Annotated in this window: 16 protein-coding genes; 6 read left to right on the top strand and 10 right to left on the bottom strand. The window is 71.2% G+C overall.

Annotation, left to right across the window (positions count from 1 at the left end):
• The first annotated feature begins 156 nt into the window (after positions 1-156).
• Positions 157-879, top strand: a complete 723-nt coding sequence (locus AAW14_RS15915; protein ID WP_265564439.1) for a MerR family transcriptional regulator — start codon at positions 157-159, stop codon at positions 877-879.
• A 34-nt stretch (positions 880-913) separates the two neighbouring features.
• Here the strand turns inward: AAW14_RS15915 and AAW14_RS15920 are convergent, their stop codons facing one another.
• The 3 genes from AAW14_RS15920 to AAW14_RS15930 are packed head-to-tail and all read right to left on the bottom strand — an operon-like array spanning position 914 to position 5,551.
• Positions 914-3,112, bottom strand: a complete 2,199-nt coding sequence (locus AAW14_RS15920; RefSeq protein WP_265564441.1) for a 3-hydroxyacyl-CoA dehydrogenase NAD-binding domain-containing protein — start codon at positions 3,110-3,112, stop codon at positions 914-916.
• 32 nt (positions 3,113-3,144) lie between these two features.
• Positions 3,145-4,359 carry an acetyl-CoA C-acetyltransferase gene (locus AAW14_RS15925; RefSeq protein WP_265564443.1) on the bottom strand — a complete coding sequence of 405 codons (1,215 nt, stop codon included), beginning with the start codon at positions 4,357-4,359 and terminating at the stop codon, positions 3,145-3,147.
• A gap of 52 nt (positions 4,360-4,411) precedes the next feature.
• On the bottom strand, positions 4,412-5,551 hold the full coding sequence (locus tag AAW14_RS15930) for a CaiB/BaiF CoA transferase family protein (RefSeq protein ID WP_265564445.1): 1,140 nt from the start codon (positions 5,549-5,551) through the stop codon (positions 4,412-4,414).
• A 208-nt stretch (positions 5,552-5,759) separates the two neighbouring features.
• On the opposite strand from AAW14_RS15930, the gene AAW14_RS15935 reads away from it, so the two are divergent.
• Positions 5,760-6,935, top strand: coding sequence for a saccharopine dehydrogenase family protein (locus tag AAW14_RS15935; RefSeq protein ID WP_265564447.1), 1,176 nt, complete (start codon positions 5,760-5,762; stop codon positions 6,933-6,935).
• 15 nt (positions 6,936-6,950) lie between these two features.
• Here AAW14_RS15935 and mmpA read toward each other — a convergent pair whose 3' ends face one another.
• The 4 genes from mmpA to AAW14_RS15955 form a co-directional block, all read right to left on the bottom strand.
• Complete coding sequence (mmpA, locus tag AAW14_RS15940) at positions 6,951-7,097, bottom strand: morphogenic membrane protein MmpA (protein WP_265564449.1); 147 nt, start codon at positions 7,095-7,097, stop codon at positions 6,951-6,953.
• A 61-nt stretch (positions 7,098-7,158) separates the two neighbouring features.
• Positions 7,159-7,869 (bottom strand): endonuclease V, encoded by a 711-nt coding sequence (locus AAW14_RS15945; protein ID WP_265564450.1) that lies wholly within the window; start codon positions 7,867-7,869, stop codon positions 7,159-7,161.
• A 34-nt stretch (positions 7,870-7,903) separates the two neighbouring features.
• On the bottom strand, positions 7,904-8,230 hold the full coding sequence (locus AAW14_RS15950) for a plasmid stabilization protein (protein WP_265564452.1): 327 nt from the start codon (positions 8,228-8,230) through the stop codon (positions 7,904-7,906).
• Positions 8,231-8,292: 62 nt separating this feature from the next.
• Positions 8,293-9,342: a WD40/YVTN/BNR-like repeat-containing protein gene (locus AAW14_RS15955; RefSeq protein WP_265564586.1), complete on the bottom strand. Its 1,050-nt coding sequence runs from the start codon at positions 9,340-9,342 to the stop codon at positions 8,293-8,295.
• A 298-nt stretch (positions 9,343-9,640) separates the two neighbouring features.
• Here AAW14_RS15955 and AAW14_RS15960 point away from each other — a divergent pair, with 298 nt between their 5' ends.
• Positions 9,641-10,057, top strand: a complete 417-nt coding sequence (locus AAW14_RS15960; protein ID WP_265564454.1) for an SsgA family sporulation/cell division regulator — start codon at positions 9,641-9,643, stop codon at positions 10,055-10,057.
• Between the two features lie 108 nt (positions 10,058-10,165).
• On the opposite strand, the gene AAW14_RS15965 is transcribed toward AAW14_RS15960, so the two are convergent.
• Positions 10,166-10,837 (bottom strand): GOLPH3/VPS74 family protein, encoded by a 672-nt coding sequence (locus AAW14_RS15965; RefSeq protein WP_265564455.1) that lies wholly within the window; start codon positions 10,835-10,837, stop codon positions 10,166-10,168.
• 336 nt (positions 10,838-11,173) lie between these two features.
• Between AAW14_RS15965 and AAW14_RS15970 the strand changes: the two genes are divergently transcribed.
• From AAW14_RS15970 to AAW14_RS15980, 3 genes are all read left to right on the top strand, one after another.
• The gene (locus AAW14_RS15970; protein ID WP_265564457.1) at positions 11,174-12,802 is read left to right on the top strand and encodes an ABC-F family ATP-binding cassette domain-containing protein; all 1,629 of its coding nucleotides are present in this window, start codon (positions 11,174-11,176) and stop codon (positions 12,800-12,802) included.
• A 329-nt stretch (positions 12,803-13,131) separates the two neighbouring features.
• Complete coding sequence (ddaH, locus tag AAW14_RS15975) at positions 13,132-13,908, top strand: dimethylargininase (RefSeq protein WP_265564459.1); 777 nt, start codon at positions 13,132-13,134, stop codon at positions 13,906-13,908.
• A gap of 227 nt (positions 13,909-14,135) precedes the next feature.
• Positions 14,136-15,107 (top strand): acyl-ACP desaturase, encoded by a 972-nt coding sequence (locus tag AAW14_RS15980; RefSeq protein WP_265564461.1) that lies wholly within the window; start codon positions 14,136-14,138, stop codon positions 15,105-15,107.
• 100 nt (positions 15,108-15,207) lie between these two features.
• On the opposite strand, the gene AAW14_RS15985 is transcribed toward AAW14_RS15980, so the two are convergent.
• Positions 15,208-15,423, bottom strand: a complete 216-nt coding sequence (locus tag AAW14_RS15985) for a hypothetical protein (RefSeq protein WP_265564463.1) — start codon at positions 15,421-15,423, stop codon at positions 15,208-15,210.
• Positions 15,424-15,714: 291 nt separating this feature from the next.
• Positions 15,715-15,966 carry a WhiB family transcriptional regulator gene (locus tag AAW14_RS15990; protein WP_265564587.1) on the bottom strand — a complete coding sequence of 84 codons (252 nt, stop codon included), beginning with the start codon at positions 15,964-15,966 and terminating at the stop codon, positions 15,715-15,717.
• Between the last annotated feature and the right edge of the window lie 227 nt (positions 15,967-16,193).

Here is a 16,193-nt window from a genome sequence, read left to right on the forward strand (position 1 = left end):
CACGCCTTCGCCGGGGCCCGGCCGGAACTGCGCGCGACCTGTGCTTCGCCGTCGCCGTCGCCCGGGCCGGCTCCGCCCGGACAGCCGCACGTCACGGGGGCGCGGAAGATCGGCGAATGGTTTCACAGCACTGGTGAGACAGCGATACTGCTGCACATGAGGACCGGGACGACCGAGACCGAGGGGCCCATGCTCACCGTCGACGAGCTGGCCGCGTGTGCGGGCATCACGGTCCGCACAGTGCGCTTCTACAGCGCCAAGGGCCTGCTTCCGCCACCCGTGATCGGCCCGCGGCGCGTCGGCCGCTACGGGCCGGAGCACCTGGCCCGGCTGGCGCTGATCGAGGAGCTGCAGCACCAGGGCATGACCCTGGCCGCCATCGAACGTTATCTGCAGCAGCTGCCGGCGGACCTGAGCGCCCGGGACCTCGCCATCCACCGGGCCGTCGTGGCCTCGTGGGCGCCGGACACGGTGGAGACGATGACGCGCGGGGAGCTGGAACGGCGCGCGGGCCGGCCGCTCGGCGAGGAGGACTTCGAGCGGCTCGCGGCGATGAACGTGGCCGTACCGCACGACGGGGCCTACCGGGTGGACCCCGGCCTGCTCCGGCTGGGCGTGCAGCTCCTCGACGTCCCCCTCGGACTGGAGACGATCCTCGCCGCCCGGGGCGCCCTCATCGAGCATTCCCGCGCGGCGGCCCGCGAGCTGTCACAGCTTTTCCGCGATGCCGTGTCCGAGCGGGACTCCTCTGCCGTGAAGTCCCTGTCCGCGCACATGCACCCGCTCGTGGTGCAGGCTCTGCTCACCACTTTCCAGCGCTCCCTGAGGGAGGAGCTGCGGGAGTGGATCCCGGACGCGGAACCCGCACGGGACTCCTGACCCGTGCGGGTGTCCGTGCAGGACCCGACCCGTGTCAGCGCGCGTCGGTGAACCGCTCGCCCTTCTCCGCCTTCTCCACCAGGAGCGCGGGCGGTGTGAACCTCTCGCCGTACCGCTCGGCGAGCTCACGGGCGCGGGCCACGAAGCCCGCGGGCCCGACACCTGCCCCGGCGCCGCCGTCGTATCCGTTGATGTACTGCAGGACGCCGCCGGTCCAGCCGGGGAAACCGATCCCGAAGATCGAGCCGATGTTGGCGTCGGCGACGGACGTCAGCACGCCTTCCTCCAGGAGCCGGACGGTGTCCAGCGCCTCGGAGAACAGCATGCGCTCCTGCATGTCCTCGAAGGGGATCGAGTGGCCCGGCTTGGTGAAGTGCTCGCGCAGGCCCGGCCACAGCCGCCCGCGCTTGCCGTCCTCGCCGTACTCGTAGAAGCCGGCGCCGCCGCTGCGCCCGGGGCGCCCGAACTCGTCGACCATGCGGTCGATGACGGCCTCGGCGGGGTGCGCGGCCCAGGTGTCGCCCGCGTCCTCGACGGCTCGCTTCGACTCGTTGCGGATCTTGCGCGGCAGGGTGAGCGTCAGCTCGTCCATCAGGGACAGCACCTTGGCCGGGTAGCCCGCCTGCGCGGCTGCCTGCTCGATGGAGGCGGGCTCGATGCCCTCGCCGACCATCGCGACGCCCTCGTTGATGAAGTGGCCGATGACACGGGAGGTGAAGAAGCCACGCGAGTCGTTGACCACGATCGGCGTCTTGTTGATCTGCCGGACCAGGTCGAAGGCCCGCGCCAGCGCCTCGTCGCCGGTCCGCTTCCCCTTGATGATCTCGACGAGCGGCATCCTGTCGACCGGCGAGAAGAAGTGCAGCCCGATGAAGTCGGCCTGCCGATCCACGCCCTCGGCGAGCACGCTGATGGGCAGGGTCGAGGTGTTGGAGCACAGCAGCGCGTCCGGTTCGACGATGTGCTCGATCTCCTGGAACACCTTGTGCTTGAGCGCCGGGTCCTCGAACACCGCCTCGATGACGGCGTCGCAGCCCGCCAGGTCGGCGGCCTCGGCGGTCGGGGTGATGCGGGCGAGCAGGGCGTCCGCCTTCTCCCGGGAGGTACGGCCCTTGGCGACGGCCTTGCCGCACAACTTCTCGGAGTAGCCCTTGCCCTTGGCGGCGGCTTCCAGGGACACGTCCTTGAGGACGACCTCGATGCCCGCGCGGGCGCACGCGTAGGCGATGCCGGCGCCCATCATCCCGGCGCCGAGGACGGCGACCTTGCGGACCTGGCGGGGCTCGATGCCCCGGGGGCGGTTGGCGCCGGAGTTGACGGCCTGCAGGTCGAAGAAGAACGCCTGGATCATGTTCTTCGCCGTCTGCCCGGTGACCAGCTCGGTGAAGTAGCGCGCCTCGATGGTCAGAGCGGTCTCGAAGTCGACCTGGGAGCCCTCGACGGCCGCCGCGAGGATGTTGCGGGGGGCCGGATAAGGGGCGCCGTTCAGCTGCTTCTTCAGGTTGGCCGGGAAGGCGGGCAGGTTGGCGGCGAACTTCGGGTTGGACGGCGTACCACCCGGGATCTTGTAGCCCGGCTTGTCCCAGGGCTGGTGGGACTCCGGGTTGGCGTCGATGAAGGCGCGGGCCTTGGCCAGCATCTCCTCGGGGGTGGCGGCGAGGTCGTGGACCAGGCCGTTCTCCAGGGCGCGCCGGGGCGAGTACTGGGTGCCCTGCAGCAGCACCTTCAGCAGGGCGTCGGCGATGCCCATCAGGCGTACGGTGCGGGTGACACCGCCGCCCGCCGGGAGCAGACCGAGCGTTACCTCCGGAAGGCCGATCTTGGAGCCGGGGGCGTCGAGGGCGATACGGTGGTGGGAGGCGAGCGCGATCTCGTAACCGCCGCCCAGGGCCGCGCCGTTGATGGCTGCGACGACCGGCTTGCCGAGAGTCTCGATGCGGCGCAGGGAGCTCTTGATCGCCGTACCGGTCTCGAAGGCCTGCTGGGCGTCCTCCGGACCGGCCTTCATCATGTCCTTGAGATCACCGCCCGCGAAGAAGGTCTTCTTGGCGGAGGTGTAGATGATGCCGCGGATGGAGTCCTTCTCGGCCTCTGCTCGCTCGGCGATCGCCGCGATCGACTCCTTGAACGCCTGGTTCATGGTGTTCGCGGACTGGCGGGGGTCGTCGAGGACGAGGGTGACGATACCGGTGTCGTCCTGCTCCCAGCGGATGGTGGTGGACTCAGTGGTCATCAGATGTGCTCCGTAAGATCCGTTGGGGAAGGTCAGACACGCTCGACGACGGTCGCGATGCCCATGCCGCCGCCCACGCACAGCGTGGCCAGCCCGTACCGCTTGTCCTGCCGCTCCAGCTCGTCCACCAGCGTGCCGAGGATCATCGCGCCGGTCGCGCCCAGCGGGTGGCCGAGGGCGATGGCGCCGCCGTTGACGTTGACCTTGTCCAGCGAGATCCCCATGTCCTTGACGAAGCGCAGCACGACCGCGGCGAACGCCTCGTTGATCTCGACCAGGTCGATGTCGTCGATCGTCAGCCCGGCCTTGGCGAGCGCCTTGCGGGTGGCGGGCGCGGGGCCGGTCAGCATGATCGTCGGCTCGGAGCCGGACACCGCCGCCGAGACGATCCGGGCCCGGGGCCGCAGCCCGTACCGCTCCCCGACCTCCTTGGTGCCGATGGCGACCAGTGCCGCGCCGTCCACGATGCCGGAGGAGTTGCCCGCGTGGTGGACGTGGTCGATCTGCTCGACCCAGTGGTACTTCTGCAGCGCCACCGCGTCGAAGCCGCCCAGCTCGCCGATGTCCGCGAACGAGGGCTTGAGCTTCGCGAGCGAGTCGGCGGTCGTGCCCGGCCGCATGTGCTCGTCGTGGTCGAGGACGACGAGGCCGCTGCGGTCCTTCACCGGGACCACGGACTTCTCGAAGCGGCCGTCCTTCCAGGCGGCCGCGGCCCGCTCCTGGGACAGCGCCGCGTATTCGTCGGCGTCCCGCCGCGAGAAGCCCTCGATGGTCGCGATGAGGTCGGCGCCGATGCCCTGCGGTACGAAGTTGGTGGTCATGTTGGTCATCGGGTCGGCGAACCAGGCGCCGCCGTCGGAGGCCATCGGCACCCGCGACATCGACTCGACGCCGCCCGCGAGCACCAGGTCCTCCCAGCCCGAACGGACCTTCGCGGCGGCCAGGTTGACGGCCTCGAGACCGGACGCACAGAAGCGGTTCTCCTGAACGCCGGCCACCGTGTCGGGCAGACCGGCGGCGATCGCGGCGATACGGGCGATGTCGGAGCCCTGGTCGCCGACCGGGCCCACGACACCGAGCACGATGTCGTCGATGGCGGCCGGGTCGAGGTCCGGGAACCGCCGGCGGATCTCGTGGATGAGTCCGACCACCAGGTCGATGGGCTTGGTGCCGTGCAGGGCGCCGTTCGCCTTGCCGCGTCCGCGCGGGGTGCGGATCGCGTCGTACACGTACGCTTCGGTGCTCACTGGTCAGCCTTTCGGGGAGGGTCAGCCGCGTGATCGGGGGATGTCGAGGAGTTCATCGGTCGCCGTCCTCGAGGAGTCGGGGTATCTGCCAGTCCCGGGCGACGTCCGCGGTGTCGGCGCCGGGCTGCGCCGGTCCCCCGCGGACCTCCGTGCGGGTGACGGAGAAGCGGGGTGCCGGCGCGGGCTGGGTGATTCCGCCGTGGTCGGTGAAGGTGCCACGGGCGGCGAGATGGGGGTGGGCGGGGGCCTCGCGGAGCGAGAGGACGGGCGCGACACAGGCGTCGGATCCCTCGAAGACCGTGGTCCACTCGTCGCGCGTACGGGTCTTGAAGCGGGCCGCGACAAGGGCGCGCAACTCGCCCCAGCGGGTGACGTCCCTGCGGGCCGGGGCCTGCTCCCCGATGCCCAGCAGGTCCACGAACTCCTCGTAGAACTGCTGCTCGAGGGCGCCCACCGCCATGTACTGTCCGTCGGCCGTCTCGTAGGTGCCGTAGAACGGGCAGCCGCCGTCGAGGAGGTTGGCGCCGCGGCGGTCCTGCCAGCCCCCGGCGGCGAGCATGCCGTGGATCATCGAGGTCAGATGAGCGGCGCCGTCGACGATCGCCGCGTCCACGACCTGCCCGGCGCCCGTCGCGCGCGCGTGGTGAAGGGCGGCGAGGACGCCGACGACCAGGTACAGCGAGCCGCCCGCGTAGTCGCCGACGAGGTTGACGGGGACGGCGGGCGGCGCATCCGCCTCGCCGATCATGCCGAGGGCGCCGGTGAGCGCGATGTACGCGATGTCATGTCCGGCCCGCGGGGCGAGCGGACCCTCCTGCCCCCAGCCGGTCATCCGGCCGTAGACCAGCCGGGGGTTGTGGGCGTGACAGGCCTCGGGGCCGACGCCGAGGCGTTCGGCAACGCCCGGGCGGTAGCCCTCGATGAGGATGTCGGCGCGTTCGGCCAGGTCCAGGACGCGGGCCGGGCCGTCCTCGGCCTTGAGGTCGACCAGCACCGAGCGCTTGTTGCGGTTGGTGACGTCGTACTCGGGGTTGATGGCGAGCCCTGATCCGTTCGGCCGGTCCACGCGGACGACGTCGGCGCCCAGGTCGGCAAGGAGCATTCCGGCGAACGGACCGGGCCCTATGCCCGCGAGCTCGACGACGCGCACGCCGGCGAGGGGGCCGAGCCCCGGCGTCCCTGCCACTGCCATCAAGCCCCCAGCTCTGTGACACAACCACTGTGACATCAGCGATGTTAAGAACGTGTTGCAGTCCGGGCAATACTCGCACGAGCAAGCGCTTAGTCAAATTCGACACACGCCGTGGTGCGCCGACGCCGACCCACCCGACCTCCTCGTACGACCGCCCGTACCTCACGCTAGCCTCAGCCACCGACAACGGCGCGGGCGGAGAGGTGTCATGAGCAGGCTGAAGACGGATCGCGCGTACGACATCGTGCTGTTCGGAGCCACGGGCTTCGTGGGCACGCTCACTGCGGAATACCTCGCGGCACAGGCGCCCGAGGGGCTGCGCTGGGCCGTCGCGGGCCGCAGCGCGGAGAAGCTGGAGCGGCTGCGGGAGGGCTTCGCCGGCGCTGCCGTGCCCGATGTACTCCAGGCGGATGTATCGGACCCCGTGTCGCTGCGCGAACTCGCACGCCACACGCGCGTGCTCGCCACCACGGTCGGGCCCTATCTGCAGTACGGCGAGGAACTCGTGGCGGCCTGCGCCGAGGCGGGCACCGACTACCTGGACCTGACCGGCGAGGCCGAATTCGTCGATCTCGTGTACGTGCGGCACGACGCACGCGCGCGGGAGACGGGAGCACGCCTCGTGCACTCCTGCGGATTCGACTCGGTTCCGCACGACCTGGGCGCGTACTTCACCGTGCGGCAGTTGCCCGAGGGCGTGCCGCTGGCGGTCGACGGATTCGTCCGCGCACAGGGCATGTTCTCGGGCGGCACGTTCGCCTCCGCCCTCGGCCAGTTGGCACGCGGGCCGAAGATGCTCGCCGCGGCCCGGGACCGCGGCCGCCATGAGCCACGGCTGCTGGGACGGCGGGCGCGGGCGCCGCTCGGCGCACCGCGCTTCGCGAAGGAGGTCGGGGCGTGGGCGCTGCCGCTGCCCACCATCGACGGGCAGGTGGTGCGCCGGTCGGCGCGCGCCCTGGAACGGTACGGACCCGACTTCCGCTACCGGCACTACGCGGCGGTCGAGACCCTGCCGTACGCCCTGGGCGGGGTCGCGGCGGTGGGCGCTCTGTTCGCGGCCGCCCAGGTGCCGCCCGCACGCCGTTGGCTGTCCGGCAGGATCAGTCCCGGGGAGGGACCGAGTGCAAAGACGCGGGCGAAGAGCTGGTTCTCGGTGCGGTTCGTGGGCGAGGGCGGCGGCCGGCGCGTCTATACGGAGGTCACGGGTGGGGATCCGGGCTACGAGGAGACGGCGAAGATGTTCGCCGAGGCGGCCCTGTCCCTCGCCCTGGACGACCTGCCGCGTACGTCCGGCCAGGTCACCACCGCCGAGGCGATGGGCGACGCCCTCATCGACCGCCTCCGCGCGGTGGGCATCGAATTCCGGGTGGCGGCCCTGCGGTAGAGACTCCGGCGGCTTCTAGAGCGGCCACCCCAGGACGGTGCCGATCATCCCGCCGATCCACGCGAGCCCGGCCACGAGGGCGAGCACCAGGGCGGCGGTCACGCCGCGTTCGACGGTCCGGGAGGGGTGGCCGGTGGCATGGGGTGAACGGTGTCTCGTCATGTGCCCAGCCTGCCGATCACCTCGACGCGGCCACATCGGTACGGGTACTCAGTTCCCCTACTCAGTCGCGATGGCGTGCCGCTGTACCGACGGCCTCCTTCAGGGCCCGCCGGCACAGGGCGTCGGCGCGCCGGGTGGTCTCGGGGATGCGGTACCTCGGGGCGAGGGCAAGGGTGTGGGCGCAGGCCGTGGCCAGATCGATCCGGTGGCCCACGGACACGAACACCGGCTTGATGCCCGTCTGTGTGCGCAGTGCCCGGCCGACCTCGTCGGCGCCGGCGAGGAGGGGGCTCGTACTGCCGCGCTCGGCCCCGGGCTCCTCGAACGTGAAGGTGAAGGGGTTCTTGGCCACGCCGATCGTGGGCAGCCCGGTGAGCACGCCCAGGTGGCTCGCCAGTCCGAAACGGCGCGGGTGGGCGAGGCCGTAGCCGTCACAGACCACCACGCCGGGGTCGCGGCCCAGTGCGCCCAGAGCGGCGAGAACCGTGGGTATCTCGCGGAAGGCCAGCAGCCCGGGCACATACGGGAAGGAGACCTCGCCGACCGCGGTGGCCTCGGTGAGTACGGCGAGTGTGGCGGCGTCCAGGACGACGGCCGCCGCCGCGACCACGCCGCGCTCGTCGTCGTAGGCGACGTCGACCCCTGTGACGGGACCTGTCCCTGGCGGCGGTCCCGGCTCGTCCAGGATCACCCTGCCGCGCAACTCGTCCTGCACGGCACGGGCTTCTTCTTCGGTCGCGGGCCAGCCCGCGGGCATGCGTACGGTCGTCATGGTGGTATCGAGCGTACGACCCCGCGGGCCGCGGTCACTTGTTGCCCAGAGCGCGCCGCAGCTCGCTCTTGTTCATGTCCGAACGACCGCGGATGTTGCGGCGCTTGGCCTCTTCGTACAGCTGGTCGTACGTGGGCCCCTGGGAGCCCTTGCCCGAGCGCTGTCCGCCGCGCCTGCCGGACGACATGTCCTGGGTGGACGTGCGGCTCGCTGTCCTCGACTCGCCGGAGCGGGCGCGCTCCTTGTTCACGGTCCGCGCCGCGATCTCCTTGGCGCGCTCCGCGCTCTCGCCACGGTCGAGGGCGCTCTCCTTGATGTGCTCGTACTGGCGTTCCCGCTTGGGGCTGGAGCCGCGCGGCATGACCGGTCACATCCTTTCGTGGGTGAGGGCTCACGAGTACCCGTTTTCACCCGGGATCATCGTCAGGGCTCCAGACGTGCCACCCGCCCCTTCTCGCCGGAGGCCCAGCAGCCCAGGTCGGGGGCGCAGTCCACGGTGTCGTACGAGCCCCGGTCGACGGTCTTCCACGTGCGGCCGCCGTCCGTGGTCAGGTCGGTGCCGGTCGGGCCGACGGCGAGAGCGGCGGCGCGGGTGTGCGGGAGCCAGGCGGCACCGGAGCGGTAGGCGGGCGGGGGCTCACCGGCGGGCGTCCAGGTGCGGCCGCCGTCCCGGGTCACCGCCGCCGCGCGTGGGGAGGGCTGGTCGGCGCGGTAGTCCCCGCCGACGGCCAGTCCGTGCGTCCGGTCCCGGAAGGCGAGCGCGAAGACGCCGCGCGCCGGATCACCCGCGGGAACCGGCGTGTCGGCGGCCGTCCAGGTCAGTCCGCGGTCGGCGGAGTGCAGCACGCGCGCGTGCGCCGCGCCGCCGGTGGCGAGCCACACGTCTCGCGGCCCCGAAGCGACCAGGCACTGGCCGCCGGCGGCGAAGGCGGCCTCGCCGTCCTGGGCCGCCGGCATTCCGGCGCTCGGCAGTACCGTCCAGGAGCGGCCGCCGTCGCGGGTGGAGAGGATGCGGAACCTTCCGTCCACCGGGTCGCTCACGGCGAGGCCGTGACGGCGGTCGAAGAAGGTGAGGCAGTCGTAGAAGGCCTTGGTGTCGGTGTTGCGGAACGTCTCCGTCCAGGTCGTGCCCCCGTCGTCGGTGCGCAGGACCCGGGAGGCCTCGCCCTCGCCGATGGCCAGTACCACCGCGTGCCGGGCGTCGAACGCCTCGACGTCGCGGAACTCCAGGTCCGAGGCGCCCGGCGGGGAGACGTTCCGCCAGTGCACGCCCCCGTCGGTGGTGCGCAGGACGGTGCCCTTGGATCCGGCGAGCCACGCGGCTGACCGGCTGACCGCCGAGAGGCCACGGAAGCGTACGTCCGTGCCGCTGTCCTGGAGCTGCCAGTGCGGTAACGGCCGCCGCACCCCGTGCGCCTGCGCCGGAGCCACCGACAGTGCGGCGAGCGCCGCCGCGCACAGTCCCACGGCCATCGTGCGGCCTGTACGTCTCGTGTTCCCCATGCCCGTCATGGCGGGCGAAGCTAGCCCACTCCCCCGGTGCCGTCCAGATGACGTCCCGGGAACCGCACGCCCGTACGTGGTGTCCTCTCCGTTGTCCCCGGAAGCGGGACGGAGTAATGAATCTGTCAGTGGATCGCCTCAGTGGCATGGAGTCGGTGACAGAGGTCACTCGTAATTCATGGGCACGGATTGGCCGATTCCATCGTCTCTTCAAGTGCCGTGCCTCATCCGCCCGAAGTCCGTTCAGCCGTCACAAGGGAGCCAGGCGTTGTCCACCGTCATCGAGCAGCCCGTGGAGGCCCGCCTCGTCGCCGCCGCGCCGCGGATGCCGAGCATTCCGGCCATGCTCCACTACGACCGGCGCGACCCGTTCGCGGTTCGGATGACCTTCCCCGCCCCGGCCACCCTGGAAGGTGTGGAGGTCTGCTGGACCTTCGCCCGAGAGCTCCTCACCGCGGGCCTGGAGGGCCCGGAGGGCCACGGCGACGTGCGAGCGCGGCCGTACGGCTACGACCGCACCGTCCTGGAGTTCCACGCCCCCGAAGGCACCGCCGTGGTGCACGTCCACTCGAGCGAGATCCGGCGCTTCCTGCAGCGGACCACGGAGCTGGTGCCCGTCGGCCTCGAGCACCTGCAGGTGGACCTGGACCACGACCTCGCGGAACTCATGCGGGACGCCTGCTGAACACGACTCCTGCGGGACGCCTGCTGAACACGCCCCGCAGGCACGGCCTTTCCTGCCGGCCGACGCATTCCGCGGGGACCGAAGCGAGCTGTCCGGCCCCCGAAGGTGTCAGTTGGCCGCCCCCGTGGTGGCGGCCGAGACCGCCGCCACCATCGCCGTGCGCACCTCGTGGACGACCTTCTTGAGCGCGGGCGCCGCGGCGCCGCCGCGGTCCGTCAGCGCCTCGATCCGCTCCTTGTGACGCCTGCGGTCCGCGGCGGTCACCACCGTGCGCAGTTCGGCCGCGGCGGCCAGGGCGACGAGGGCCGCGTCGCGGTCGGAGACCTCCGTGACGGGCACCGGACCGGTGATCACCTGCCGCGCCTCCTCCTGCAGGGCCTCCACCGTCCCGACCCGCTCCAGCTCGTACTCCACGGACGGGAAGAGCCCCAGCACCCTCTTCCTGCCGACGCGCAGCAGACCGTCGGCGGCGAGCTGGGCGCGGACGGCGTCCAGGGTGACACCGGTGTGCAGGGTCACCCAGGTCTTCCAGGAGCGGGGCCGGGACTCCTCGACGAGTTCCAGGAGACCGTCGAGAACGAGGTCGCCGGTGTGGGCGTCGAGGTCGGACGGGGTGGCGACGCCGTCGACATCGGTGAGCAGTCCCCGCTGCGCCAGTTCGGTGAGGGCGCCCGCTCTCACCAGGTGACCGAGCTGGGTCGCAGCGGTGAGTCTGAGCTTCGTGGTGTCCCAGGCCAGCAGATAGAGCCGGGCGGGCAGCGAGAGGGAGCCGTCGGGCACGGGGCCTCCTTGCACGGGTTGAGCAGACGCGGCGGGATCCGGCCTGCGGACGTTCCCGGTTCGGGTACCCCGTTCGCTTAATTCGTTGACACCCCTCGGCCCCTCTCTTACGGTGTACGGCAGTCCTGTTGCCGTCGATTGGAGAAGGACGTTGCTCGTCTGAGGTCCTGGGACACCGCGTCACACAGCGCTGTTCGCGTCTGTGTGCGTCGCGTGCGACCTCGGCGTACGAGCCGTCCTCCGGTACGGGGCTCCCTCCCCGTTCACCGGCTGTCGCGCCCATGCGGTGTCTCACACGCGTTGCCCCCGATAAACCCGAGCAACCGCGAGGCCCGCATGTCACAGACCCTTTCCATCACCTGTACGTCCCTGTCCTTCTCCTGGCCCGACGGCACCTCCGTCTTCGACGACCTCCAGGTCGCATTCGGTCCGGGCAGGACCGGGCTCGTCGGCGTCAACGGGTCGGGAAAATCGACCCTGTTGAAACTGATCGCCGGTCAACTCGCCCCGTCCGCAGGCGCCGTGCGCGTCGCCGGCGAGGTCGGTCACCTGCCGCAGAACGTCACACTCGACACCACCCTGCGGGTCGACGAGGCGCTGGGCATAGCCGCGACGCGCGCCGCGGTGCACGCCATCGAGGCGGGTGACGCGGCCGAGGAACACTTCAGCACGGTCGGCGACGACTGGGACGTGGAGGAGCGCGCCGAGGCAATGCTCGGCGAGCTGGGGCTCGGCCACATCGGGCTCGACCGCAGCATCGGCGAGGTCTCCGGCGGCGAGTCCGTCCTGCTGCGGCTGGCCGCGCTGCTGCTGCGCCGTCCGGACGTGCTGCTGCTCGACGAGCCCACCAACAACCTCGACCTGTACGCACGCCGGCGCCTGTACGCGGCCGTCGAGGCATGGTCGGGCGTCATGGTCGTGGTCAGCCACGACCGTGAACTCCTCGACCGGGTCGACCAGATCGCGGATCTGCGCTCCGGGGAGGTCGTCTGGTTCGGCGGCAACTTCACGGCGTACGAGGAGGCGCTGGCCGTCGAGCAGGAGGCGGCGGAACGCATGGTGCGCGTCGCCGAGGCCGACTTCCGCAAGCAGAAGCGCGAACTGGCCGACGCCCAGGTCAAGCTGGCCCGCCGCAAGCGGTACGGGCAGAAGATGTGGGACACCAAGCGCGAACCGAAGATCGTCATGGGGGCGCGCAAACGAGCGGCGCAGGAGTCCGCGGGCAAGCACCGCATCATGCACGAGGAGAAGCTCGCCGAGGCGAGGGAGCGGCTCGACGAAGCGGTCGAGGCGGTACGGGACGACGACGAGATCCGTGTCGACCTGCCCCGTACAGCGGTGCCGCCGGGGCGGTCCGTCCTGACGCTCCGGGACCTGGAACTGGTCTATGGCGCTCGCGTGGCGGGCGCGCTCGATCTGCACGGCCCGGAGAGGATCGCGCTGATCGGACGCAACGGCGCGGGCAAGACCACGCTGCTGCGCACGATCGCAGGCGAGTTGGACCCGGTGTCGGGCGAGGCGACGGCACACGTGCCGCTGCGTTTCCTGCCGCAGCGGCTGGACGTCCTCGACGAGGAGCTGACGGTCGCGGAGAACGTGGCCCGGTTCGCCCCGGACGCCACCAACAACCGGATTCGGGCCCGGCTGGCGCGATTCCTGTTCCGCGGCGCGAGGGCCGACCAGCCGGCCGGGACCCTCTCCGGCGGCGAGCGGTTCCGTGCCACGCTGGCCGCCTTGCTGCTCGCCGAGCCGGCGCCGCAGCTGCTGATGCTCGACGAGCCGACGAACAACCTCGACATGGCGAGCGTGCGCCGGCTCACCACGGCCCTGGAGTCGTACGAGGGTGCGCTGATCGTGGCCGGACACGACGTGCCGTTCCTGGAGTCGATCGGGATCACGCGCTGGCTGCTGCTAGAAGGGGAACTCCGGGAGACCACGCCGGACGCCCTCGGGCATCCCGCCTAGGCGGTTGTGACCATTCGCGTCGGATCGGCGCGCGGCGTCCGGTGCAAGGGGCACCTCCCGGCGGGTGGCTGGGGGAGGAACTCCCGCGTACTGGGCGCCTTCGGGTGATCCGGCAACGCGGCGAGGTGCCGTGCCAGGCGTCGCGCACCCGGCGGGAATGTCAGACACCGCCTAGGTCTGGCTCCGGCGGGTAGGGGTCCGGCACCGCCGGGGCGTCGTGGGCCCGCCGCGTACATCGGCGGGCCACGGCCGGAGCCGGGGGCTTTGTGCCCGAGGTCCGGCCCTGCATGATGGCGGGCGACACCCACAGCCGAGACGGAGTTCCGCACGTGCCCAGCAAGAAGGCCCTCATCCGCCGACCCAGCCCGCGCCTGGCCGAGGGGCTGGTGACGCACATGGAGCGGGAGAAGGTCGACGTCGATCTCGCGCTCGAGCAGTGGGATACATATGCGAAGGCGCTGCGTACACACGGCTGGGAGACCGTCGAGGTGGATCCGGCGGACGACTGTCCGGACTCGGTGTTCGTCGAGGACGCCGTCGTGGTGTACAAGAACGTCGCGCTGATCGCCCGGCCCGGCGCGGAGTCCCGGCGCGGGGAGACCGCGGGCGTCGAGGAGGCCGTGGCCCGGCTCGGCTGTTCGGTGAACTGGATCTGGGAGCCGGGCACCCTCGACGGCGGCGACATCCTGAAGGTCGACGACACGATCTACGTCGGCCGCAGCGGGCGCACCAACAGGGCCGCCGTCCAGCAGCTGCGCGCGGTCTTCGAACCGCTGGGCGCCCGGGTCGTCGCCGTACCGGTCACCCGAGTTCTGCACCTGAAGTCCGCGGTCACCGCGCTCCCCGACGGGACGGTCATCGGGCATGTGCCGCTGGTGGACAAGCCGGCCCTGTTCCCGCGCTTCCTGCCGGTGCCGGAGGAGTCCGGCTCACATGTCGTACTGCTCGGCGGCGGCAAGCTGCTCATGGCGGCCAGCGCCCCGAGGACCGCGGAACTGCTCGCAGACCTCGGGCACGAACCGGTCCAGGTGGACATCAGCGAGTTCGAGAAGCTCGAGGGCTGTGTGACATGTCTCTCGGTGCGCCTGCGGGACCTGTACGGCTGACGGGCCCACACGGCATCCGTGCGGCCCGTGGACCTGTGACGTCCCACCCTGCGCGGCGGGGGTGCGGTCCCGCTTCTGACGCCCCGTGGGACACCGGCTGAACAGCACTCTTTACAGCACACTTAGCCTACGGCTTCGTAACCTACGGCCTCGTAGCCTACGATCCCGTAGGTTCCGGCACCGCTCGCCGGTCCCTGCGCTGTTTTCGCCGTCTCCCTGGAGTTCTCGTGACGATCACCTCTCCCCACCTCGGCAGCCCCTCCGCCTGGACCGACGCCCGGCTGCTGTACGCCCTGGAGGAAGTGGTGGAGACCGAGCTGAACCGGCATATGAAGATCGCCAAGGACTGGATGCCGCACGAGTACGTGCCCTGGAGCGACGGCCGCAACTTCCCTGGGTTCTTCGACGACGGCACGGCCTGGGAGAAGGAGCAGTCCAAGGTCACCGAGATCGGCCGGATCGCGCTGGTCGTGAACCTGCTGACGGAGGACAACCTCCCCAGCTACCACCACGAGATCGCCACGCTCTTCGGCCGCGACGGCGCGTGGGGCACCTGGGTGCACCGCTGGACCGCCGAGGAGGGCCGGCACGGCATCGTGATGCGGGACTACCTGCTCGCCTCGCGCGCGGTCGACCCCGACAAGCTGGAACGGTTCCGCATGGCGCACATGAGCGAGGGCTTCGAGTCGGACAACCGGCACTCGATGCTGCACTCCGTCGCGTACGTCGCCTTCCAGGAGCTGGCCACGCGCATCTCGCACCGCAACACCGGGCACCAGTCCGGCGACCCGGTCTGCGACCGGATGCTGGCCCGCATCGCCACAGACGAGAACCTCCACATGGTCTTCTACCGGAACCTGCTCAAGGCCGCGTTCGAGATCGCGCCCGATCCGACCATGGAGGCGGTGCGGGACGTCGTGGTGAACTTCCGCATGCCCGGCCACGGCATCCCCGGCTTCGAGCGCGCCGCCGCGCAGATGGCGATCGGCGAGGTCTACAACGTGCGCATCCACCACGACGACGTGATCCAGCCGGTGCTTCGCTTCCTGAAGATCATGGAGATCGATGGCCTCGGCCCCGAGGGGCGCCGGGCCCAGGAGGAACTGGGCCTGTTCATGGGCGGGCTGGACGCGGAGGCCACGAAGTTCGACGAGAAGCTGGCGGCCCGCAAGGCACGGATGGCGGCTCGCGGGGCGTAACCGCAGGCGGTCGCGGCGTGCCGTGCGCCGAGGGTGCCCGACGACATGCGGGCGCGACGACACGCCCCACGCCCGGCCCGCCACGCGTCGGTACCGTCTCCTAGGCTGCCTCGTAGTGGTGCGGGTCCGCGCCGCGCCACTTCACCCACGCCGGATCGTCGAGCAGGTCCTCCGCGTCGGGCAGTCCGGCCCGTCCGAGGAATTCGATCACGTCCTCGTCGGAGAACGCCATCCCCAGGATCTCCCCCCGCGCGGTCACCCGACGGCCGCCGGTGCCCGACGGTGGATGAACGATGACAGGAGCCCGTCCGGACATGTCTCCAGCATCGTCCCGCGCGCCCGGTGGCGCATCCGGACGGGCGGGGGGCTCCACGACCCGCGGTCGTACCCGGGCGCCGCCCTCCCGCCCGTCCACCACTCCTCGTCGGGGCGAGTGCGTCTCACCGGCCGGGCCTCCAGGCCCTCGGCCGGGTCACCCGGAGTGAAGCCGGGCACCTGGCGCGCCGTGGCGCCCTCGGGCCGCCCGGCGCGCGCCGCTACGCCCCGGGCGTGCTCCGGGAGCCCGCCCGGGCGCCACGGCGGTCCCGTACCGAGGCGGTGGCCGCCCTCATCGGTCGCCCTCCGTCCGCCGCAGATGCAGGCGCTCCTTCTCGGACAGCCCGCCCCAGACGCCGAACCGTTCGTCGTTGGCAAGCGCGTATTCGAGACACGCGGACCGGCTCTCACACAGCTCGCAGATACGTTTCGCCTCTCGTACCGAGCTACCCGGCTCGGGAAAGAAGAACTCGGCCCCCGTCTGCGCACACAGCGCCCGCTCATGCCAGGCGACCTCGGACGCAGTCATCGCTTCGATGTGCATGGCCAAGATCGTGTCGCGCGGCGAAAAACGTTCGATCAACACGGGATCAACGGCCCCCACGAGGGCCCCGCACGGCGACCTCGCACGACGCTTGATGATGCCCCCGTCCGACGCGGCGACGCACGGCGGCGCGCGCAGGAACCCACAGCGAGAACGGACAAGCCGACGGCCGTCACTTGAGCCCATCGCGCGGTTCCGGCGGCGATTGTCAGTGGGCGGTGCAAGAC

Origin of the sequence: Streptomyces hygroscopicus (assembly GCF_026168105.1) — a bacterium.
Classification (GTDB): domain Bacteria; phylum Actinomycetota; class Actinomycetes; order Streptomycetales; family Streptomycetaceae; genus Streptomyces; species Streptomyces hygroscopicus_D.

Coding starts and splice junctions, on each gene's coding strand:
- AAW14_RS15950 (WP_265564452.1), bottom strand. CDS start 8,230: ATGCCGCGCGGCTCCAGCCCCAAGCGGGAACGCCAGTACGAGCACATC.
- AAW14_RS15930 (WP_265564445.1), bottom strand. CDS start 5,551: ATGGCAGTGGCAGGGACGCCGGGGCTCGGCCCCCTCGCCGGCGTGCGC.
- AAW14_RS15985 (WP_265564463.1), bottom strand. CDS start 15,423: ATGTCCGGACGGGCTCCTGTCATCGTTCATCCACCGTCGGGCACCGGC.
- AAW14_RS15990 (WP_265564587.1), bottom strand. CDS start 15,966: ATGCACATCGAAGCGATGACTGCGTCCGAGGTCGCCTGGCATGAGCGG.
- AAW14_RS15935 (WP_265564447.1), top strand. CDS start 5,760: ATGAGCAGGCTGAAGACGGATCGCGCGTACGACATCGTGCTGTTCGGA.
- AAW14_RS15955 (WP_265564586.1), bottom strand. CDS start 9,342: ATGGCCGTGGGACTGTGCGCGGCGGCGCTCGCCGCACTGTCGGTGGCT.
- AAW14_RS15915 (WP_265564439.1), top strand. CDS start 157: ATGAGGACCGGGACGACCGAGACCGAGGGGCCCATGCTCACCGTCGAC.
- mmpA (WP_265564449.1), bottom strand. CDS start 7,097: ATGACGAGACACCGTTCACCCCATGCCACCGGCCACCCCTCCCGGACC.
- AAW14_RS15945 (WP_265564450.1), bottom strand. CDS start 7,869: ATGACGACCGTACGCATGCCCGCGGGCTGGCCCGCGACCGAAGAAGAA.
- AAW14_RS15970 (WP_265564457.1), top strand. CDS start 11,174: ATGTCACAGACCCTTTCCATCACCTGTACGTCCCTGTCCTTCTCCTGG.
- AAW14_RS15920 (WP_265564441.1), bottom strand. CDS start 3,112: ATGACCACTGAGTCCACCACCATCCGCTGGGAGCAGGACGACACCGGT.